At 63.9% G+C, this 19421-nt stretch carries 20 protein-coding genes; 14 read left to right on the forward strand and 6 right to left on the reverse strand.

The annotated features are described in order from the left end of the window. The first annotated feature begins 316 nt into the window (after positions 1 to 316). The 7 genes from ABIB06_RS38000 (at position 317) to ABIB06_RS38030 (ending at position 7038) form a co-directional block, all read left to right on the forward strand. A complete protein-coding gene (locus tag ABIB06_RS38000) occupies positions 317 to 1159 on the forward strand; it encodes a fumarylacetoacetate hydrolase family protein (RefSeq protein ID WP_354053287.1) in 843 nt (280 codons plus the stop codon). A gap of 184 nt (positions 1160 to 1343) precedes the next feature. After that, entirely contained in the window at positions 1344 to 1955 is a 612-nt protein-coding gene (locus ABIB06_RS38005) for a glutathione S-transferase family protein (RefSeq protein WP_354053288.1), read from the forward strand. Positions 1956 to 1970: 15 nt separating this feature from the next. Beyond that, on the forward strand, positions 1971 to 2840 hold the full coding sequence (locus ABIB06_RS38010; protein WP_354053289.1) for an MBL fold metallo-hydrolase: 870 nt from the start codon (positions 1971 to 1973) through the stop codon (positions 2838 to 2840). A gap of 25 nt (positions 2841 to 2865) precedes the next feature. Next, on the forward strand, positions 2866 to 4014 hold the full coding sequence (locus ABIB06_RS38015; protein WP_354053290.1) for an alpha/beta hydrolase: 1149 nt from the start codon (positions 2866 to 2868) through the stop codon (positions 4012 to 4014). A 67-nt stretch (positions 4015 to 4081) separates the two neighbouring features. Then, positions 4082 to 5053 (forward strand): iron exporter MbfA, encoded by a 972-nt coding sequence (mbfA, locus tag ABIB06_RS38020; RefSeq protein ID WP_354053291.1) that lies wholly within the window; start codon positions 4082 to 4084, stop codon positions 5051 to 5053. Positions 5054 to 5158: 105 nt separating this feature from the next. Further along, on the forward strand, positions 5159 to 6631 hold the full coding sequence (locus ABIB06_RS38025; RefSeq protein ID WP_354053292.1) for an amidase: 1473 nt from the start codon (positions 5159 to 5161) through the stop codon (positions 6629 to 6631). A gap of 53 nt (positions 6632 to 6684) precedes the next feature. Beyond that, a complete protein-coding gene (locus ABIB06_RS38030; protein ID WP_247448466.1) occupies positions 6685 to 7038 on the forward strand; it encodes a nuclear transport factor 2 family protein in 354 nt (117 codons plus the stop codon). 57 nt (positions 7039 to 7095) lie between these two features. Here the strand turns inward: ABIB06_RS38030 and ABIB06_RS38035 are convergent, their stop codons facing one another. After that, entirely contained in the window at positions 7096 to 7578 is a 483-nt protein-coding gene (locus tag ABIB06_RS38035; protein WP_354053293.1) for a CinA family protein, read from the reverse strand. Positions 7579 to 7746: 168 nt separating this feature from the next. Here ABIB06_RS38035 and ABIB06_RS38040 point away from each other — a divergent pair, with 168 nt between their 5' ends. Genes ABIB06_RS38040 through ABIB06_RS38050 form a run of 3 tightly spaced genes read left to right on the forward strand, consistent with a single transcriptional unit; the run spans position 7747 to position 10352 of the window. Further along, the gene (locus ABIB06_RS38040) at positions 7747 to 8805 is read left to right on the forward strand and encodes an amidohydrolase family protein (protein ID WP_354053294.1); all 1059 of its coding nucleotides are present in this window, start codon (positions 7747 to 7749) and stop codon (positions 8803 to 8805) included. A gap of 24 nt (positions 8806 to 8829) precedes the next feature. Continuing rightward, complete coding sequence (locus tag ABIB06_RS38045) at positions 8830 to 9939, forward strand: amidohydrolase family protein (RefSeq protein WP_354053295.1); 1110 nt, start codon at positions 8830 to 8832, stop codon at positions 9937 to 9939. Beyond that, complete coding sequence (locus ABIB06_RS38050) at positions 9939 to 10352, forward strand: Rieske (2Fe-2S) protein (protein ID WP_008541477.1); 414 nt, start codon at positions 9939 to 9941, stop codon at positions 10350 to 10352. The genes ABIB06_RS38045 and ABIB06_RS38050 overlap by 1 nt, the downstream gene beginning before the upstream one ends. A 48-nt stretch (positions 10353 to 10400) precedes the next feature. On the opposite strand, the gene ABIB06_RS38055 is transcribed toward ABIB06_RS38050, so the two are convergent. Beyond that, complete coding sequence (locus ABIB06_RS38055; protein ID WP_354053296.1) at positions 10401 to 11747, reverse strand: MFS transporter; 1347 nt, start codon at positions 11745 to 11747, stop codon at positions 10401 to 10403. A gap of 140 nt (positions 11748 to 11887) precedes the next feature. Further along, the gene (locus tag ABIB06_RS38060) at positions 11888 to 12787 is read right to left on the reverse strand and encodes a transcriptional regulator GcvA (protein WP_247344148.1); all 900 of its coding nucleotides are present in this window, start codon (positions 12785 to 12787) and stop codon (positions 11888 to 11890) included. A 110-nt stretch (positions 12788 to 12897) separates the two neighbouring features. On the opposite strand from ABIB06_RS38060, the gene ABIB06_RS38065 reads away from it, so the two are divergent. Together ABIB06_RS38065 and ABIB06_RS38070 are read left to right on the forward strand one after the other, a co-directional pair. After that, positions 12898 to 13101, forward strand: coding sequence for a DUF1127 domain-containing protein (locus ABIB06_RS38065; protein WP_354053297.1), 204 nt, complete (start codon positions 12898 to 12900; stop codon positions 13099 to 13101). Between the two features lie 81 nt (positions 13102 to 13182). Further along, positions 13183 to 13806, forward strand: coding sequence for a GNAT family N-acetyltransferase (locus ABIB06_RS38070; RefSeq protein ID WP_354053298.1), 624 nt, complete (start codon positions 13183 to 13185; stop codon positions 13804 to 13806). Between the two features lie 226 nt (positions 13807 to 14032). On the opposite strand, the gene ABIB06_RS38075 is transcribed toward ABIB06_RS38070, so the two are convergent. Then, positions 14033 to 14863 carry an enoyl-CoA hydratase gene (locus ABIB06_RS38075; protein ID WP_354053299.1) on the reverse strand — a complete coding sequence of 277 codons (831 nt, stop codon included), beginning with the start codon at positions 14861 to 14863 and terminating at the stop codon, positions 14033 to 14035. Between the two features lie 123 nt (positions 14864 to 14986). After that, positions 14987 to 15688 carry an SDR family NAD(P)-dependent oxidoreductase gene (locus ABIB06_RS38080; protein WP_354053300.1) on the reverse strand — a complete coding sequence of 234 codons (702 nt, stop codon included), beginning with the start codon at positions 15686 to 15688 and terminating at the stop codon, positions 14987 to 14989. A 233-nt stretch (positions 15689 to 15921) separates the two neighbouring features. Here ABIB06_RS38080 and ABIB06_RS38085 point away from each other — a divergent pair, with 233 nt between their 5' ends. Then, on the forward strand, positions 15922 to 17706 hold the full coding sequence (locus ABIB06_RS38085; RefSeq protein ID WP_354053301.1) for an acyl-CoA dehydrogenase family protein: 1785 nt from the start codon (positions 15922 to 15924) through the stop codon (positions 17704 to 17706). A gap of 44 nt (positions 17707 to 17750) precedes the next feature. Then, on the forward strand, positions 17751 to 18839 hold the full coding sequence (locus ABIB06_RS38090) for a Zn-dependent alcohol dehydrogenase (RefSeq protein ID WP_354053302.1): 1089 nt from the start codon (positions 17751 to 17753) through the stop codon (positions 18837 to 18839). A gap of 66 nt (positions 18840 to 18905) precedes the next feature. On the opposite strand, the gene ABIB06_RS38095 is transcribed toward ABIB06_RS38090, so the two are convergent. Next, positions 18906 to 19322, reverse strand: a complete 417-nt coding sequence (locus ABIB06_RS38095) for a hypothetical protein (RefSeq protein ID WP_354053303.1) — start codon at positions 19320 to 19322, stop codon at positions 18906 to 18908. Positions 19323 to 19421 lie beyond the last annotated feature (99 nt).

Consider the following 19421-nt stretch of genomic DNA (forward strand, 5'->3'; position numbering starts at 1 on the left):
CAACCAAGTGCACCAGAGGATCATGCGGCCACACTGCTCCAGGCGGAACCCCGCAGCCACGATACCGTGTTCATGGTCCGTGTGCAGCGCCGGTTTCGGAGCTGGGGGCTCATGGTGAGGAGCGCGGCTTCGCGCGTCTCGAACCATGAAGGCCCCGCTTTCGCCCGCGGCCATCCTTCGAGACGCCCGCCTTTTGGCGGGCCCTCAGGATGAGGGGGAGCAATGCGGCAACGGGCGTCAGTCGGCGGTTGAATTTCCCGCCGCCCTGTTCCATGAAGCTGTTCAACTGATCGGTCCATTCCAGGGAGAAACGAGAATGAAACTTGTTCGTTATGGCGAAAAGGGTGCGGAAAAGCCTGGCCTGATCGACAAATCCGGCCAATTGCGCGACCTGTCGGCGCATGTGAAGGACCTGACCGGCGAGGCCTATTCGCCTGACAGCCTGAAGAAGTTGACGGCGCTCGATCCCGCCTCGCTGCCCGCCGTCTCCGGCAAGCCGCGGTTCGGCGCGCCTGTTACCGGCATCTCGAAATTCGTGGCGATCGGCCTCAACTACAGCGATCATGCCAAAGAGACCGGCGCTGAGATCCCAAGCGAGCCGATCATTTTCATGAAGGCGAACACCTCGCTGTCCGGCCCGAACGACGCGGTCGAGAAGCCGCGCGGCTCGACCAAGCTTGACTGGGAGGTCGAGATCGCCGCGATCATCGGAACTCGCGCAAAATACGTCTCGGAAGCCGATGCGCTCAACCACGTCGCCGGCTACTGCGTCTGCAACGACGTCTCCGAGCGCGCCTTCCAGATCGAGCGCCTGGGCCAGTGGACCAAGGGCAAGTCGCACGACACGTTCGGCCCGGTCGGCCCGTGGCTCGCCACCAAGGACGAGATCAAGGACGTGCAGAACCTGTCGATGTGGCTCGACGTCAATGGCCAGCGCCGCCAGTCCGGCTCGACCAAGACCATGATCTTCTCGATGGCCAAGTGCATCTCCTATGTCTCGCAGTTCATGACGCTGCTGCCCGGCGACATCATCACCACGGGCACCCCGCCCGGCGTCGGCTTGGGCATGAAGCCGCCGACCTTCCTCAATGTCGGCGACGTCATCACGCTCGGCATCGAGGGTCTCGGCGAGCAGCGCCAGGAGATCGTTGGGGCGTAAAGGCTCCGTCCTCATCCTGAGGAGCGCGCACAGCGCGCGTCTCGAAGGATAGACCACGAACACAGTCGCCCGACGTTCGCGCCGGGTGACGAGAGAGCGCCTCCCTCGCCCATCCTTCGAGACGCGCGCCAAACGGCGCGCTCCTCAGGATGAGGTTTGTATGTCTGGATAGAGGTTATTTCCCATGAAGCTCACCTTCTCTCCCGCCTCGCCCTTCGCCCGCAAGGTGCGCATTGCCGCGATCGAGCTCGGGCTGATCGACAAGATCGAGTTCACACCGGCAACCGTCGCGCCGGGCACGGCCAACGAGGACTACTCGCGCATCACGCCGCTAAAGAAGCTGCCGGTGCTGATCACCAACGACGGCGATGTCATTTTGGACTCTTACGTCATCGTCGAATATCTCAACGAGATGGTCGGCGGCAGCCTGATCCCCGACTACGGTCCGCGGCGCTGGCAGGCCAAGACCAATCATTCCCTGCTCAACGGCATGCTCGATTCCATGCTGCTGTGCCGCTACGAGAAGATGGTGCGGCCGCAGGGCCTGCAATGGCAGGCTTGGTCGGACGACCATTGGAATCGGGCCTGGACCGGCATGGCGCGCTTCGAGAATATGCCTGATGTCCTGAACGGCCCGTTCGACATCTCGCAGATCGGCCTCGTCTGTGTGCTCGGCTATGCCGACTTCCGCTTCGCCGATTGCGGCTGGCGCAAGGCCTATCCGAAGCTCGAGGCTTTCCATCAGAAGGTGCTGGAGCGGCCCTCCGTGAAGATCTCGGTGCCGCCGGCGGCTTAACTCTTCGGAGTTCTCATGAGTCTGAAATACTCGGTCGGCGATCTCACCATCCATCGGATCATCGAGCAGGAGACGACCTTCCTGCCGGCGCTGGAGCTCATGCCCGGTCTCACGCCGGAGGTGCTGTCCGAGAATCGCGCATGGATGCGTCAGGCAAATGCGTTGGACGAGCGGGATGCGCTGATCCTCTGCTTTCAGTCCTATGTCATCAAGACGCCGCATCACACCATTCTGGTCGATAGTTGCATCGGCAACGACAAGCCCCGGCCGCAGCGTCCGAAATGGAACATGAAGACCGACGACACCTATCTGAGCGGGCTCAACGCCGCCGGATTCTCCGTTGACGACATCGACTTCGTGATGTGCACGCATCTGCATGTCGATCACGTCGGCTGGAATACGCGGATGGAAAACGGCCGCTGGGTGCCGACCTTCCCGAAGGCGCGCTACGTGTTCGCCAAGCAGGAATTCGACTACTGGACTGAACAGAATGCGAAGGGGCCGGTGCCGCCCTTCGTGGATAGTGTATTGCCGGTAGTGGAGGCCAAACGACACGAGATCGTCGGCAATGATCACCAGATCGGCGACCACGTGCGCATCATGCCGACGCCGGGCCACACGCCCGGCCATGTCGCGTTCACTTTCGGCCGCGGCAAGGACGACGCAGTCTTCAGCGGCGATCTCATGCATTCGCCGATCCAGACGCTCTATCCGGAGATGTCGGTGAAGTTCGACGTCGATCAGGCACAGGCGGCAACGACGCGCCGCAGCTTCCTGGAACGCTATTGCGACACCGACACGCTGTGCTGCACCGCGCATTTCCCGTCGCCGTCGGTGGGCAAGATCCGGCGCAAGGGCAACGGGTTCGTCTGCGCGGCGGTGTAGCGATTCCACCGAGTGGAGAGACACGATGACAGCGCTCCCCGATATTCCCCTGCCCGCCGGCATCCGCTCACGCTATGTCGACGACATCAACGGCCTGCGCATGCATGTGCTGGAGGCAGGCTTCGAGACCAAGGGGCGGCCTTGCATCCTGCTTCTGCACGGCTTTCCCGAGCTCGCCTTCTCCTGGCGCAAGGTGATGCCGGCGCTTGGCTCGGCCGGCTATCACGTGATCGCCCCGGACCAGCGCGGCTATGGCCGAACGACGGGGTGGAGCGCGGAGTACGATAGCGATCTCGCGCCCTTTTCGCTCTTCAACCTGGTGCGTGACGCGCTGGGGCTGGTGTCGGCGTTCGGCTACAGGCAGGTCGACGTGGTCGGGCATGATTTCGGCAGCCCGGTCGCGGCGTGGTGCGCGCTGATGCGGCCCGACGTGTTTCGTTCGGTGGCGATGATGAGCGCGCCGTTCGGCGGAGCGCCGCCGCTGCCGTTCGACACGATCGACACGCCGGCAAAGCCACCGGTCGAAGATCCCGTGCATCGCGAGCTCGCCGCGCTGCCGCGTCCGCGCAAGCATTATCAATGGTACTATGCGACGCGCGCGGCGAATGCCGACATGCACCGCGCGCCGCAGGGCGTGCATGATGTTCTGCGCGCCTATTATCATCACAAAAGCGCGGACTGGACCGGCAACAAGCCGTATCCGCTGAAATCCTGGTCGGCGAAAGAGCTGGCGAAGCTGCCGACCTATTATGTGATGGACCTGAACGAGACCATGGCCGAGACGGTGGCGAAGGAGATGCCCTCGCCGGCTGCGATCGCGGCCAATCAATGGCTGCCTGACCGCGAGCTCGCCTACTACAGTGCCGAATATGGCCGCACCGGATTTCAGGGCGGCCTGCAATGGTACCGCTACGGCACGTCAGGCATGCTCAACAGCGAGATGCAGCTCTTCTCCGGCCGCAGCATCGACGTGCCCTCCTGCTTCATCTCGGGCAAGCAGGATTGGGGCACCTATCAGCGCCCCGGCGTGTTCGAGGCGATGCAGGCGCGGGCTTGCACGAAGCTGCTCGGCTGCCACCTTGTCGATGGCGCCGGCCATTGGGTGCAGCAGGAGCAGCCTGCCGAGGTGAGCCGTCTGCTGCTCGATTTCCTGGCGAAAAGCCGCGCGGCGTGATTTGACCCGGGAACCCTGACGCCTTATATAGTTTAGAATTATTCTAAACTGTTGAGACAGGGCCACCGTGAAGACCTTTGCCGATCTAACCGAACGCGAGGTGCTTGCGGTCGCGATTGCCTCCGAGGAGGAGGACAGCCGCATCTACATGAGCTTCGCCGAGGATCTGAAGGAGCGTTATCCGGATTCCGCCAAGATCTTCGAGCAGATGGCCGAGGAAGAACGCGGCCATCGCCACATGCTGCTGGAAATGTACGAGCAGCGCTTCGGTCCGCATTTGCCCCCGATCCGCCGCGAGGACGTCAAAGGCTTCCTGCGCCGCCGTCCGGTCTGGCTCACCAAAAACCTGCCGCTCGACACCATCCGCAGGGAAGTCGAGACCATGGAATTACAGGCCGAGCGCTTTTACGTGAAGGCCGCCGAACAGGCGCAGGATGTCGGCGTGCGCCGCCTGCTCGGCGATCTGGCCGAAGCCGAGAAAGGCCACGAAGAGGTGGCGGCGAAGCTGACGGACCAGATCCTGAGTTCAGACGTGCGCGCCGAGGAAGACCGCACCAACCGGCGCATGTTTGTGCTGCAATATGTGCAGCCAGGTCTCGCCGGCCTGATGGACGGGTCCGTCTCGACGCTGGCGCCGCTGTTTGCCGCCGCCTTCGCCACGCATCAGAACTGGCAGACGTTTCTGGTGGGCCTCGCGGCTTCGATCGGCGCCGGCATCAGCATGGGTTTTGCGGAGGCGCTGTCCGATGACGGCTCGCTGACCGGTCGCGGTTCGCCCTGGCTGCGCGGTCTCACCTGCGGCTTGATGACGACGCTCGGCGGCCTCGGCCACACCCTGCCTTATCTCGTCCCGGACCGCTGGCCGAGCGCATTCTGGATCGCGACGGGAATCGCCGGCGTCGTCGTGTTCTTCGAGTTGTGGGCGATCGCCTTTATCCGCTCACGCTACATGGACACGCCGTTCCTCCAGGCCGTGTTCCAGATCGTGCTCGGCGGCGCCATCGTGCTGGCGGTGGGCGTATTGATCGGAGCGGCGTAGGCTCCTCACGCTCTGTAGCGGCATATCAATCACCGTCAAACAGCCGTTGCAGCATTCGGCCAAACTGCGCATCATCCCTCCGGCAATAAGAGCAGGAGAAGCGCCGTGGCCAAGTCGGATTGGAGTTTCAAGAGTGCGGTCGAGCTGTCGGCCGCATTGACCGCGAAGAAGGTCTCGTCGGTCGAGCTCACGCAGGATGCGATCGACCGCATCGAACGCCACGACGGCAAGGTCAATGCGATCTGCGTCCGGGATTTTGATCGCGCGCTTGGCGCCGCGCGCGAGGCGGACGCCGCATTGGCGCGCGGCGAGCGGAAGCCGCTGCTTGGCCTCCCCATCACGGTGAAGGAATCCTACAACGTCGCCGGCCTGCCCACGACCTGGGGCTGGACGCCGCAGAAGGATTTCAAGCCGGCGGAGGACGCGCTGTCGATCACCCGGGTGAAGAACGCTGGCGGCGTTATCCTCGGCAAGACCAACGTTCCCGTTGGGCTCGGGGATTGGCAGAGCTACAACGATATCTACGGCACGACGAACAATCCGTTCGATCTCGGCCGCACGCCCGGTGGCTCGTCGGGCGGCTCGTCTGCGGCGCTCGCGGCAGGCTACGGACCGCTCTCGCTCGGGTCCGACATCGGCGGCTCGCTGCGCGTGCCCGCATTCCATTGCGGGGTCTATGCGCACAAGCCGACCTACAATCTCTGTCCGACGCGTGGCCACACGCCGCCGCCGTTTCCAGCGATTCCGATGGAGCGCGATATGGCGGTGATCGGTCCGATGGCGCGGAGCGCAGCCGATCTGCCCCTGCTCCTGGACGTGATGGCGGGCCCCGATCCGCTGGACCTGGGCATCGGATACAGGCTCGCGCTGCCGGAGGCGCGACACCATGCGCTGAAGGATTTCCGTGTGCTGGTGATCGACAGCCACCCGTTGCTGCCTGCGAATGCCGACATTCGCAGCGCGATCCAGAAGCTGGCGGAGCAGCTGGCGGGCGCAGGTGCGAGCATCACCCGCGAAAGCCCGCTGTTTCCCGACTTCACGGAGGCCTCTCGCCTCTACATGCGCATGCTGATGGGCTTTCTGGGCGCCTTCTTTCCGCCGGACATTCTCGCCGGCGCGCGTGCCGGGGCAGCGCACCTCTCACCAGAAGACAAGGGCCTGTCTGCCGAGCGGCTGCGCGGCATGACCAGCACACATCAGGCCTGGGTGTTCGACGAGGGCGCTCGCGCCGGCTTGCGCGCGCAATGGCGGCATTTGTTCAGGACATTCGACGCGGTGATCTGCCCGATCATGCCTACCCCCGCTTACCCGCATGATCATTCGCCGCAGCAGGAGGCGCGCCGGATCAACATCGACGGTAAGGACTTTGCCTATCCGGACCAGCTCGCCTGGCCCGGCATCGCCACACTGACGGGCCTGCCGGCAACGGCTATTCCGCTCGGTCTGTCGAAGGACGGCCTGCCGGTCGGCGTGCAAATCATCGGGCCCTTCCTCGAGGACCGCACGCCGCTGAAGCTCGCCGCGCTGATCGAACGCGAGTTCGGCGGGTTCGTGCCGCCGCCCTCGTTCAATGACTAGTCCTTCTCGTAGCTGCGAGGAGCTCTTGCGACGAAACAATGGAGAGAAACCTCATGAGCCAGGACATGGATGAACTCACCACGCTCAACCGCGACTATGTCGCCTCCGTGCAGAATTGCGACGTCAAGCGCTTCGACGAGATTTTGGCGCCGGAGTTCTACTGCTCCAATCCCGACAAGACGCTGGTCGATCGCGCGGCCTTCCTGAAGCAGACGGCGCAACCGATTGCGATCCGGAATCTCGGGGAGCACGACGTCATCATCCGCATCATGGGCGATTTCGCCATCATCCACGCGGCGACGAGCTACACCACGGCGGACGGCCAGAAGGCAACCGGGCGCTATACCGATTGCTGGGCGAAGAAGAACGGGACGTGGCTGGCGGTGTCGGCGCACGTGTCGCGATAGGGAGCGCATCGCACCCGCGCATTCTCCCGGGCATCCAAATACCGGGAGGCATCGAGGTCACCGCTCCAAGTTCTTCAACAGCAAATTCAACGCTGTCGCCGCGAACGTCTGCATGTTGGCGAAGCGGTCGTTGCTGCCCGTCTCCCGCGTCATCACCTCTGCGGCGGGACCGGCAACCGCCATGCAGCTGTGGCCTGCCGCATCGCCGTAGCGGTTGCCGGTGGGACCGGCGGCGCCGGTTTCGGACAGGCCCCAGTCGCAGTTGAAGCGGCCGCGCATCTGCTCGGCCAACAGTTGCGCGTAGGGCTCCGACGAGGAGCGAAAGCCCTTCATTCCTCCGTCCGAAATATCCATCAGCACGCGCCTGGCGTCGCGGGTGTAGACCACGGCGCCGCCGAGGAAGTAGGCGGACGCGCCGGGCACCGCGAGCAGGCTGGCCGCGATCAGGCCGCCGGTGGAGGATTCGGCCACGGCAATGGTCTGTTTGCGCGCGATCAGTTTCGCCGCGACCTGTTCCGCAATACCGACGAGCTCTTTCATGTCCTGCACCTCTGATCCTCGCAACCGAGCTGTGCCTTCCTAGCATATGACAGCGCCATTGGCCGAGTTGCGGACGACGGGCAGGCCTGCTTGAATGGCAGGCGCAAGACGGCGCGGCCAAGCGCTGCGCAAGCGTAACGTCAAGAGGAAACGTAAAAGGGAGACGTCATGGCGTCCCTGATCGCCGGCGGGGTGGATTGCGATGTGCATCCGGCCGTGCCGCATCTGACCAGCCTGCTGCCGTTCCTGAATGACTATTGGCGCGATCAGGTGACGACGCGCGGCATGGTCGATCTCATCTCGCAGTCCTATCCGCAGAACTCGCCGATCACGGCGCGGCCCGACTGGCGCCCTGAAAGCGGCAAGCCGGGCGAGAGCCTGACGGACATGCAGCGCCACGTGCTCGACCCCTTCCAGCTCTCGCACGCCATCTGCAATCCGCTTTATGGCGTGCAGATGGTGTTTTCGGAGGATCTGCAGGCCGCCTTCTGCCGCGCGCTGAACGAGTGGCTCGCGAAAGAATGGCTCGATCGCGATCCGCGGCTGCGCGGCTCGATCGTGATCCCCACGCAAAGCATCGAGAAGGCCGTCGCCGAGATCGAGCGCTGCGCGCAGGACCGCCGCTTCGTGCAGGTGCTGATGCTGGTGATGGGCGACACGCCGCTCGGCAAGCGCGCGCTGTGGCCGATCTACGAGGCGGCGGAACGGCTGGAGCTGCCGATCGGCGTGCATGCCGGTTCCGCCTATCACAATCCGCCGACGGCTGTGGGGTGGGGGTCCTATCACATCGAGGACTATGTCGGTCAGGCCCAGGCGTTCCAGACCCAGCTCACCAGCCTGATCGTCGAGGGCGTGTTCGCCAAATATCCGCGCTTGAAGATGGTGATGCTGGAATCCGGCGTCTCCTGGATCTCCCCCTTTCTCTGGCGCCTGCACAAGTTCTGGCGCGGCGTGCGGATGGAGACGCCGTGGGTCGACCGCGCGCCGCTGGAGATTGTGCGCAGCAACATCCGGTTCTCGTTGCAGCCATTCGATGCGCCGCCGGATGAGGCGACATTAATTCGCCTGTTTGAGCATATGCAGTCGGACGAATTGGTTCTATTCTCCACCGACTATCCGCACTGGCAGTTCGATGGCCAGGAGGCGCTGCCCGCAGGTCTCACCCCCGATCTCGTGCGCAAGATCATGATCGATAATCCGCATGCGACCTATCCCCGCCTGACTTAGCCCGCTGCCAAAGGAGGCAAGGCGATGAATATTCAGTTCCGCGAAAGCTCAGAAGCCGCTTCCCCACTGACCGTCAAAACCGCGATCGCGGACTGCGACATCCATCCGGCACGCGCGACCCCCACCGAGCTCTATCCTTATCTGGCCAAACGCTGGCAGCATCATCTCGAAGTCTACGGCGTCCATGCCTATCAGGGCATGATGGAGGGCCCGCCCTATCCGAAGGCTCAGCCCAACGCCTCGCGCCGCGACGCCTATCCGCCGGAAGGCGGGCCGCAGGGCTCTTCGCTCTCCTTCATGCAGAAGCAGCTGCTCGATCCCAACAACGTGCAGCTCGGCGTGCTCAATCCGCTCAACACCGGGCAGGGCATCCGCAATCACGAGCTCTCGGCGGCGCTGTGCTCGGCGATCAACGACTGGCAGATCGACAAATGGACCAGCAAGGACAAGCGGCTGAGGGCGTCCATCGTCGTCGGCAATGAGGACGGCCCGTCGGCCGCGGCCGAAATCCGCGAGCGCGCCGGCGACAAGAATTTCGTGCAGGTGCTCTTGCTAAGCCGCAATGTCGAGCCACTCGGACAGCGCCGCTACTGGCCGATCTATCAGGCCGCGGAAGAGGCCGGCCTTCCCGTCGGCGTCCACGCCTTCGGCTTCGGCGGCAACCCGATCACGCCGTCGGGCTGGCCGAGCTACTACATCGAGGAGATGGTCGGCCACTCGCAGTGCCAGCAATCGGCGCTTGCGAGCCTGGTGCTGGAGGGCGTGTTCGAGCGCTTCCCGAAATTGAAGATGGTGATGATCGAAGCCGGCTTCGGCTGGGCGCCGTCACTGGCGTGGCGGCTCGACAAGGCCTGGCAGCGGCTCAGGAGCGAGGTGCCACACGTCAAACGGCCGCCGTCGGAATATATCCGCGAGCAGGTGTGGTACACGACGCAGCCGATGGAGGATCCGGAGCGGCGCGAGGATCTGTTCGACGTCATCAAGTGGATCGGATGGGACCGGCTGCTGTTCGCGACCGACTACCCGCATTGGGACTATGACGAGCCGTCGCGCGTCTTGCCGGCGGGCGTCGGCGAGGCGGATCGCGAGGCGTTCTATCTGGGCAATGCGAAGAAGCTGTACGGCATTTCCTGATGGCAAGACACGTCATCGCCGCGGTGGATGAACTGCCGCCCGGCACGCGAAAATTTCTGGAGATCGACGGGCGGCCGATCGCGGTCTTCAACATCAAGGGCGAATATTTCGGCCTGATGAACCGCTGCCCGCATCAGGGCGCGGCGCTGTGCGAGGGACCGCTGATCGGGCTCGCGCAATCCAGTGACCCCGGCGAGATCGAGTATACCAAACTCGGCGAGATCATCCGCTGCCCCTGGCACGGCTGGGAGTTCGACATCCGCACCGGCCAGTCCTACTGCGACCCCCGCCGCTTCCGCGTGAAGGCCTATCCGGCCCATGTCGAGCCGGGTGCGAGCGTGGTCAAGGGGCCGTATGTCGCCGAGACGATCCCGGTAAAGGTCGAGAGCGATTACGTGGTGGTGGAGTTGTAACTCCCGCCGTCATTCCGGGGCGCCCGAAGGGCGGCCCCGGAACGACATTCAGTGTCCGGCAACCGGCTCCGCCACCGCATCATACGTCGGCACCGTCTTGCCGCCGCCGCGATAAACGACGAGCGCGGCGATGATGCCGAGCGCCGCGCCGAACATGAGCCAGTACGCCGGCGAAGCCTTGTCGCCATTGGTCATGCTGATCAGTTTGGTCGCGACAATGGGGGTGGACGTGCCGAAGATGCCTGCAGCCATCGCAAAAGCGATCGAGAAACAGGTGGTACGGACATGTGCCGGGACGATCTCGACCAGACATCCCAGCATCGTGCCGCTGTAAACGCCAAAGTAGAACGAGAACATCATCTGCACGGCCAGCAGCTTTCCGAGAGTGGGCTCTGCCGCGAGCCAGGACAGCGCCGGGTAAGCGGTGACCAGCGATAGGCCTGCGATCGTCAGCAGCACCGGCTTGCGGCCGATGCGGTCGGATACCGCGCCGCCGACCGGATTCCAGATGAAGTTGGTCACCGCAACGAAAAGGGTCACGAGCAATGTCCCCGTGGGCGAAAGGTTGAGCTGCTTGCCAAAGCCGGGGGCATACACCGTGATGAAATAGAAAGTCGTCGTGGTCAGGACCGCGATCATCATGCCGAGGACGACAATGCGCCAGTTCGCGAGCGCCGAAGTGAACACCTCGCTTGCGGTCGGATGTCTCTTCATGGCCAGGAAGGCCGGCGTTTCCTCAAGCGAGCGCCGCAACATGAAAATGACGGGGATGATGATGCAGCCGATAAGGAACGGGATGCGCCACTTCGCGATTCCTCCGAGGGAGTCCAAGAACGTGTCGCTGGGCATGACTTCCCTCAGGACAAAGCCGATGACCGCAGCCACAAAGATCGCGACCTGCTGACTGGAAGATTGGAACGAGGTGTAAAAGCCGCGATTGCCGGGCGTCGCGATCTCGGAAAGATAAACAGAGACGCCGCCCAGCTCCACGCCGGCGGAGAACCCCTGTATCAACCGGCCAATCAGGACGATAATCGGGGCGGCAACGCCGATCGCGGCGTAAGAGGGGCAGAAGGCGATCACCACGGTACCGAGCGCCATCAGCGCGAGCGTGACGATCAGCCCCTGGCGACGGCCGATGCGGTCGATATAGGCACCTAGTACGATCGCGCCGACCGGACGCATCAGAGCACCGAGCCAAAACACGCCGTAGGCATTGAGTAGCGCCGCGGTCTCGTCCGCGGCGGGGAAAAACGCCTTTGCGATATCTTGCGCATAGAAGCCGAACAGGAAGAAGTCGAACTGCTCGAGGAAATTGCCGCTCGTTGCACGCAGGATTGCGCCGATGCGCGACTTGATCTCGGGCGGATTGGTTGATGCTGCTGGTCCAGCCATGGCGTCACTCCCCTGGAAGACGTAGCCGGACCGGAACTCACTTCACGGCAGGCGACGGATAGTTGCTGCGACGATCTGCCCTACCCCTCTCGCGCTGGCCGCGGCGCGTCAACTCAATTCGCCGGCGAAGCCGATGATTTTCAGGCTATATTTTGCGTTGCAGCAATCATCCATTCGCGGAATGCGGCGAGCTTCGGGGCCTCGCGGCGGCCCTCCGGCGCGACCAGGTAGAAACCGGCGTCGGCCGGCAGCGCGATCTTGAAGGGAACGACGAGCCGGCCCTTGGCGATGTCGTCCCGGACGTAGGAGGTCCGCCCCATCGCCACGCCGATGCCGTCGATCGCGGCCTGGATGGTCATGAAGATCATGTCGAAGGTGATGCCGGGCTGCCTGGCGATGTCGGCCGGCAGACCCGCCGCCGTCAACCACAGCCGCCAGTCGTCGCTGTTGGCGTTGGAGGTGTGCAGCAGCATGTGGCTCTTGAGGTCCTCCGGAGAGCGCAGCGGCTTGCCCCCGTGCAACAAAGATGGGCTGCACACCGGAAACAGCTCGTCCGCCATCAGCCAGTCGGCGCGCAAGCCCGGCCACTGGCCGCGCCCGTAGCGGATCGCGGCGTCGACATTGTCGCGCTGAAAATCGACCAGGCTGGTCGAGGTGGTGATGCGGACGTCGATGCCGGGATGGTGCTCCTGGAAATCAGTCAGCCGCGGCAGCAGCCATTTTGCGGCCAGCGAGGCCAGCGTCGAAACGGTCAGCACCTTGTCGTCGTCCTTGCGCAGCAGCCGATCGGTGGCAAGGCGGAGGTCGTTGAAGGCGGCACGGACGCCCGGCAGATAGTCGCGCGCCTCCGGCGTCAGCGCCAGCGCGCGGTTCTGCCGGACGAACAGGCGGATGCCGAGCTCCTCCTCCAGCCTGCGGATCTGATGGCTGATCGCAGTCTGGGTCACATTCAGCTCGGAAGCGGCCAGCGTGAAACTGAGATGGCGCGCGGCGGCCTCAAAGGCCCGCAATCCGTTCAGGGAAGGCAATCTGGCAGTCATCTGGCAGCAGGATACATGACGTTATTTCATGCGAAAGAGTACAAATTGTCGTTTGTCGCAGCGCAGTAGGAAGCAGATATAAGCGGTCAACTTAGCTCCAGGAGCTGAAAATGTCTACTTTGACCCAGAATTCGATGACAAATCATCATGCGCCCGGCCTGATCCACCAGATCGGCGAGACCCTTCACGTCTGGCACGAGCGCTACCGAACCCGGCGTCAGCTGACCAACTGGTCCGCGCGTGACCTCCAGGACGTCGGGCTGTCCTGGAGCGATGTGGCCTTCGAGGCCGATAAACCCTTCTGGCGGGCCTGATTGGCCGCCAGGCCGGCGCCGCCTGATCACAGGGGCGCCGGCGGTCCCTTCTCCCTTGAGGTCCCCTTGTGGGCATGTGTCATGAGCACCCTCCGCCTGGAAGATTTGAAGCAATATTCGGACTCGCTGCGCACCCGGCACGGTGAGCCGGTGAACGTTCGCTTCGTCGAGCCGCGCGACACCGACGAGCTCCAGCATTATATCCGCTCGCTCTCGACCCGCTCCCGCTACAACCGCTTCTTCGGCGGGATCAGCGAGTTGCCGAAAGGCCTGCTTCACGACTTCCTTCAGGTCGGCGAGCGCGATCGTTTTACGGTGGTCGCGACCATGATGGTCGACGGCTTCGAGACCATCGTCGCCGAAGCGCGCTACGCGCTGCATGCCGAAACCGCGACGGTTGAATTCGGCCTGTCGGTCGACGATCACTGGCAGGGCCACGGCATCGCCACCGTGCTCATGAAGAATCTCGAGTGCCGCGCGGCTGCGCTCGGTGCCGAGCGCATGCTCGGCGACACGCTCCGCTCCAACGAGGCCATGATTTCGCTCGCGCGCAAATCCGGCTTTGCCTTCGTCAATCATCCTGATGACTGGAAACTCGTCCGCTTCGACAAGGAGATCAGCGTCGCACCAAAGGACATTCCCTGCGCGAGCTGGCGCCTCATCGCCCTTTCCCGTCGGGCCGAAAGCCCCTCAGCCTCGGCCTGACACCACTCGAGCCCGGCTTGGCGAAAACCAGAGCCGGGCATTTTTTTATCCCATTCATAAACCGTCATCCTGAGGCGCTCGTTCTGCGGTCTTCCGCAGAACGGGCCTCGAAGGATGGACGGCCCGGCTGGTTTTTATTTTCGCCGCGGCAACAGCGGGGCCGTCGCCCTTCGAGGCCTCCGCTCCGCTCCCGGCTCAGGGTGACGGTCAACCATTTTCGGAAGCCCTACTTCCCCCTGAACACCGCCTTGCGCTTCTCGATAAACGCCTGCACCGCCTCCTTGTGATCGGCGGTCGTGGTCAGGCGGATCAGCCGTTCAGCCTCATGATCGCGCGCGGTTTCGAAGTCGAATTGCAGGGCCTCGTCGAGATTGTCCTTCATGTAGCGCAGCGCGAGGCGCGGGCCTTCGGCGAGCGATTTCGCCAGCGCGAAGGCCTGTGCCTGCAATTTGTCATCGGGCACCACGCGGTTGACGAGCCCGATCGCCTCACAACGTGCTGCGTCAACGCGATCGCCGGTGAACAGCAACTCGCGCGCCCGCGCGGTGCCGACGAGCCGCGTCAACAGCCAGGCGATCCCGTAATCGCCGCTCAGCGCGATGCGGGCGTAGCCGGTGGCCACGAAGGCCGATTGCGCGGCGATGCGGATGTCGCAGGCCATGGCGATGGCCAGCCCCGCGCCGACCGCGGGACCGGGGAGCGCCGCGATGGTCGGCTTGCGCACCGACACCAGCGCGCCGGTGAGCAGCCGCTGCCGCTCCTGGAGATCGGCCACGCGGTCTTCCAGCGACACCTCCAGCTTCTTCGGGTCGCGATGCGCGCCCATGCCCTTGACGTTGCCGCCGGCGCAAAAAGCTTCTCCCGCGCCGGTGATCAGCAGCGCGCCGACATCGGGGTTCTCGCCGCAGCTGCGGATCATCGTGCGCAGCGCCGGGGTCAGCGCGTCCGACAGCGAGTTGCGCGCCTCGGGCCTGTTCAGCGTGATCAATGCGACGCGATCACGGATCACGCAGAGGAGTTCATTGGTGCCGGTGTCGATGGTGGTTTCCGTGGTCATGTCGCTCCCTCTCCTTCGTCATTGCGAGGAGCGAAGCGACGAAGCAATCCAGCCTTTTTCCACGGAGGCATTCTGGATTGCTTCGCTTCGCTCGCAATGACGGTCGTTGTGACGTTATCGCCCTCAAAACTTCTCCACCCAGGGCCGCAACTCGAGCTCCCAGCTCCAGGCGCTGCGCGGCTGCTGCAACACGTTCCAGTAGCTCTCCGCGATGGCATCGGGATCGAGCATCGAACCCGGCTTGTCTTCGGGCTCCGTGCGCGCCGCGCTGCGGATGCCGCCGTCGATGACAAAATGCGCGATGTGGATGCCTTGCGGCGACAATTCGCGTGCCATGCTCTGCGCGAGGCCGCGCAGCGCGAACTTGCCCATCGCGAACGGGGCCGACTGCGCATAGCCCTTGACGCTTGCCGAAGCGCCGGTGAACAGGATCGCGCCGTGCTTGTTCGGCAGCATACGTTTTGCCGCCTGCTGCGCCACCAGGAAGCCGCCATAGGCGCTGACCGCGATCGCCTGCGCCACGTCGGCCGGGACGAGATCGACGAACGGCCCGCGCGCGCGACCGCTGGCGTTGTAGACCACCACGTCGGGCGTGCCGATCTCGCGTTCGACGAGGCCAAACAAGCGCTCGACCTCCTCGGGCTCGGTGGCGTTGCAGGCATAGGCCTTGGCGCCGGTCTCGCTGCAGAGCGCGCCAAGTTTCTCGATTTTTCGCGCGGCCAGCGCGACGCGGATGCCCTGGGCAGACAATAGCCGCGCCAGCGAGGCGCTCAGGCCTTCGCCGGCGCCGACGATGAGGGCGATCTTGTATTTCGGGTGTTCCATGGCGTGATCTCTCGCAGACGGGAAGCCGCTGATCTATGCACGGACCGTGCGGACAACCAGCCGGGACGATCACAATTCCGCAGAGCGAATTGCTCCCTCACGGCGATCATGCCTCCCTGACGATTTGCGGCTTTCTCCACTTTCGCGACTGGAGCATGATCGACATCATCTCAAGCGGCAAGCGCCAAATCGGCGTAAGATGTCCGCGAAGCGCGGAAACGAAGAGGACGATCATGGACAAGCCGGCCCCTGCGCAGGCAAAACGAGTCGCGGCCGCACCATCCGGACTGCTGGCTCCCGATACCACCGGCATGAATTTCTACCGCGCCGATCAGGCGTTGACGGATCTCCTGCGCATCCATCTGCCGGAGACGCTGTTCCGCCACATCGAGCCGCATCTCGATCGCCTGGGTGAATTGGCCGGCGGCCATCTCGACGACTGCGCGCGGCTCGCCGACCGGCACACGCCGGTGCTGCACCAGCGCGACAAGTTCGGCCGCGACGTGCAGTGGATCGAATACCACCCGGCCTATCGCGAGTTGGAGAACGCGGCCTTCGGCGAGTTCGGCATCCACGCGCTTTCGATCCGCAAGGGCATCATGGGCTGGCCGGACAAATATCCGGTCGTGGCGAAACACGCTTTCACTTTCCTGTTCAACCAGACCGAATTCGGCATGGGCTGCCCGATCAACGTCACCGACGGCTGCGCGAAATTGCTGGCGAATTTCGGCAGCGATGCGCTGAAGGCGAAATATCTCGATGGCCTGACCCAGACCGACATGAGCAAGCTGACCCAAGGCGGCCAGTTCATGACCGAGAAGGAAGGCGGCTCCGACGTCGGCACGCTGACGACGACGGCCGTGCAGGAGGGCGACCATTGGCGCCTCACCGGCGAGAAATGGTTCTGCTCGAACGCCGACGCTAAAATCGTGATGCTGCTGGCGCGCCCCGAAGGCGCCGGCCCCGGAACGCGCGGCGTCGGCCTGTTCCTGATGCCGCGCTTCCTCGACGACGGCTCGCAGAACCACTACCGGATCGTGCGCCTGAAGGACAAGCTCGGCACGCGCTCGATGGCGTCAGGCGAGATCAAGCTCGAAGGCGCGATCGCCTATGCGGTCGGCAAGCTCGACCGCGGCTTCGTGCAGATGGCCGAGATGGTGAACTCGTCGCGGCTGTCCAACGGCGTCAAATCCACGGCGCTGATGCGCCGCGCCTATCACGACGCGATGACGGTCGCAAAGAACCGCGTGGTGTTCGGCAACCGCATCATCGACCTGCCGCTGGGCCGGCGCCAGATGCTGAAGATCATGCTGCCGGTCGAGCAAGCACTGTCGATGAGCTTTCTCACCGCGGACGCGCTCGACCGCGCCGAGGCCGGCAGCCAGGATGCCGCTGCGCTGCTTCGCATCCTGACCCCGACACTGAAATTCCGCGCCACGCGTGATGCGCGAAAGGTCTGCGGCGATGCCCTCGAGATGCGCGGCGGCATCGGCTACATCGAGGAATTCGCGACCGCGCGGTTGCTGCGCGACGCGCATCTCGGCTCGGTCTGGGAAGGCACCGGCAACATCGTCGCGATTGATGCGCTGAGGCGCGCGGTCGGACGCCACGGCGCCGAATCTGCGCTCGCCGCCGATCTGCACGCCCGGCTCGATGACAGCCCCTCGGTGCCGCAGGCGTGGCGCGACCGGCTGCACATTCTCACCGATCGCGCAGTCGGCTTCGCGCGCGAGGTCGCGGGCAAGGCCGACAACGAGGCCGATGCGCGCCGCGCCACCAGCCTGCTCTATCATGTCGCCAGTGCCGTCGCGCTCGCCTGGGAGGCGCACCGCATTCACGACATGCGCGGCGATGCGCGAAGGCTGCTGATGTCGCGGCTGGTGATCGATCACCGGGTATCGCCGAGCGATCCGTTCCGGCTGACGGAAAATGCCGTGCAGCAGAAGATCGCCACGCTGCTGCTTGGCGATCGCGCAGCTGATATGAGCGAGGTTGGCGAACTGGTTCTGGCAGCGTAGGCTGCACCCGCGTTCAAAGCAAAAAAAGCGATAGGGAGTGCTCGATGAAGGCCGCCGTCCTCCATGAAGTCAACAAACCCCTGGTCATCGAGGATGTCAGCCTGCCGAAGCCCGGCCCGCGCGAGGTCCTGATCCGGACGTCGGTGGCGGGTCTCTGCCACTCCGATCTGCACTTCATGGAGGGGCTCTATCCGCATCCGCTGCCCGCGGTGCTCGGGCACGAGTCCGCCGGTGTCGTCGAGCAGGTCGGCTCCGACGTGACTTATGTAAAGCCCGGCGATCACGTCGTCACCTGTTTGTCGGTGTTCTGCGGCACCTGCGACAATTGCACCACGGGCCGCACGGTGCTCTGCACCGACACCACGGTGAAATTGCTGCCGGGTGCCTCCAATCGGATGCAGTGGGCCCGCTCGGAGAAGCTGCATCAGTTCCTCAATCTTTCCTCCTTCGCCGAGCAGATGCTGGTGCATGAGAACGCGATCGTCAAAATCCGCAAGGAGATGCCGCTCGATCTCGCCGCGCTGATCGGCTGCGGCGTCATCACCGGCTATGGCGCGGTCGTGAACACGGCGAAGGTGACGGCCGGCGAGACCGTGGCCGTGATCGGCTGCGGCGGTGTCGGCATGGCTGCGATCAACGGCGCGCAGATCGCGGGTGCCGGCCGCATCATTGCCATCGACACCAATCCGGCAAAGCTGCAGCTCGCGACCAAGCTGGGCGCCACCGACATCATCAACCCCGCCGACGGCGACGTCGTGAAGCAGGTGCGCGATCTCACCAATGGCGGCGTGCATCATTCCTTCGAGGTGCTCGGCCGCAAGGAGACCGCCGAGCAGGCTTTCGGCATGCTCGCCTCGGGCGGCACGGCCACCATCGTCGGCATGATTCCGTTCGGCCAGAAGATCGAGCTGCACGGCTTCGACTTCCTGCGCGAGCGCAGGATCCAGGGCTCCTCGATGGGCTCGAACCACTTTCGCGTCGACATGCCGCGGCTGGTGGATTTCTACCTGCGCGGACGGCTGCATCTGGAAGACTGGATCTCGGCCAAGCTGAATCTCTCCGAGATCAACGAAGGTTTTGCCAACATGAAAGCCGGCAAGACGCTGCGCAGTGTGATCATATTCGACAGCTGATTGCTGGCGCTCCCGTGTTGCTCCGAAACGGCTGTCAGCCCCGGCTTGACCGCGCGAGAGTTGAAGTCAAGGCAACCGGTCCGGGCTGTCGGCCGAGCTGCGACGCGACTCTTTCAGGAGCAGCAGCGTCATAACCGTGGCGAGACTAGCGGTGAGCAGGTACACGGGGGACACGTTCCAACTGGCACCTTCGAAGACCAGATTGGAGAGCAATCCCGCAATCGACACGATGAAGCCGAGCCAGGCAAACCTCGGAAAGCGAAATCCACGTTCGCCGCGCCAAAGATCAAGCACGAGGTAGAACACGAGAACGGTGTTGCAGAGTGCCGCCGGCAGCAGGCCCAGGACGATCCCGCTTTCGAACGCGAGATAGGATAACACGCCGTCGACTTGAGCAATCGCCGCGAAGGGCAAATAGCGCGGATTGAGGCAGGCAAGCGCGATGGACGTAAGTTCGAACGCATAGAAGTAGCGCTCGTGCATCTTCGGCTGTCGAATTCACACATATTGCGGAGGAATTTGATTGCTGATTCCGTGAGTTGAGTGATGATTCGCGGGAGCGAGCGATGTCTGGGATGGATT

The sequence above is a fragment of the Bradyrhizobium sp. LB8.2 genome (assembly GCF_040548035.1).
In the GTDB taxonomy this organism is placed as follows: domain Bacteria; phylum Pseudomonadota; class Alphaproteobacteria; order Rhizobiales; family Xanthobacteraceae; genus Bradyrhizobium.

Coding starts and splice junctions, on each gene's coding strand:
- ABIB06_RS38000 (WP_354053287.1), top strand. CDS start 317: ATGAAACTTGTTCGTTATGGCGAAAAGGGTGCGGAAAAGCCTGGCCTG.
- ABIB06_RS38005 (WP_354053288.1), top strand. CDS start 1,344: ATGAAGCTCACCTTCTCTCCCGCCTCGCCCTTCGCCCGCAAGGTGCGC.
- ABIB06_RS38010 (WP_354053289.1), top strand. CDS start 1,971: ATGAGTCTGAAATACTCGGTCGGCGATCTCACCATCCATCGGATCATC.
- ABIB06_RS38015 (WP_354053290.1), top strand. CDS start 2,866: ATGACAGCGCTCCCCGATATTCCCCTGCCCGCCGGCATCCGCTCACGC.
- ABIB06_RS38030 (WP_247448466.1), top strand. CDS start 6,685: ATGAGCCAGGACATGGATGAACTCACCACGCTCAACCGCGACTATGTC.
- ABIB06_RS38035 (WP_354053293.1), bottom strand. CDS start 7,578: ATGAAAGAGCTCGTCGGTATTGCGGAACAGGTCGCGGCGAAACTGATC.
- ABIB06_RS38040 (WP_354053294.1), top strand. CDS start 7,747: ATGGCGTCCCTGATCGCCGGCGGGGTGGATTGCGATGTGCATCCGGCC.
- ABIB06_RS38045 (WP_354053295.1), top strand. CDS start 8,830: ATGAATATTCAGTTCCGCGAAAGCTCAGAAGCCGCTTCCCCACTGACC.
- ABIB06_RS38050 (WP_008541477.1), top strand. CDS start 9,939: ATGGCAAGACACGTCATCGCCGCGGTGGATGAACTGCCGCCCGGCACG.
- ABIB06_RS38055 (WP_354053296.1), bottom strand. CDS start 11,747: ATGGCTGGACCAGCAGCATCAACCAATCCGCCCGAGATCAAGTCGCGC.
- ABIB06_RS38060 (WP_247344148.1), bottom strand. CDS start 12,787: ATGACTGCCAGATTGCCTTCCCTGAACGGATTGCGGGCCTTTGAGGCC.
- ABIB06_RS38065 (WP_354053297.1), top strand. CDS start 12,898: ATGTCTACTTTGACCCAGAATTCGATGACAAATCATCATGCGCCCGGC.
- ABIB06_RS38070 (WP_354053298.1), top strand. CDS start 13,183: ATGAGCACCCTCCGCCTGGAAGATTTGAAGCAATATTCGGACTCGCTG.
- ABIB06_RS38075 (WP_354053299.1), bottom strand. CDS start 14,863: ATGACCACGGAAACCACCATCGACACCGGCACCAATGAACTCCTCTGC.
- ABIB06_RS38080 (WP_354053300.1), bottom strand. CDS start 15,688: ATGGAACACCCGAAATACAAGATCGCCCTCATCGTCGGCGCCGGCGAA.
- ABIB06_RS38085 (WP_354053301.1), top strand. CDS start 15,922: ATGGACAAGCCGGCCCCTGCGCAGGCAAAACGAGTCGCGGCCGCACCA.
- ABIB06_RS38090 (WP_354053302.1), top strand. CDS start 17,751: ATGAAGGCCGCCGTCCTCCATGAAGTCAACAAACCCCTGGTCATCGAG.
- ABIB06_RS38095 (WP_354053303.1), bottom strand. CDS start 19,322: ATGCACGAGCGCTACTTCTATGCGTTCGAACTTACGTCCATCGCGCTT.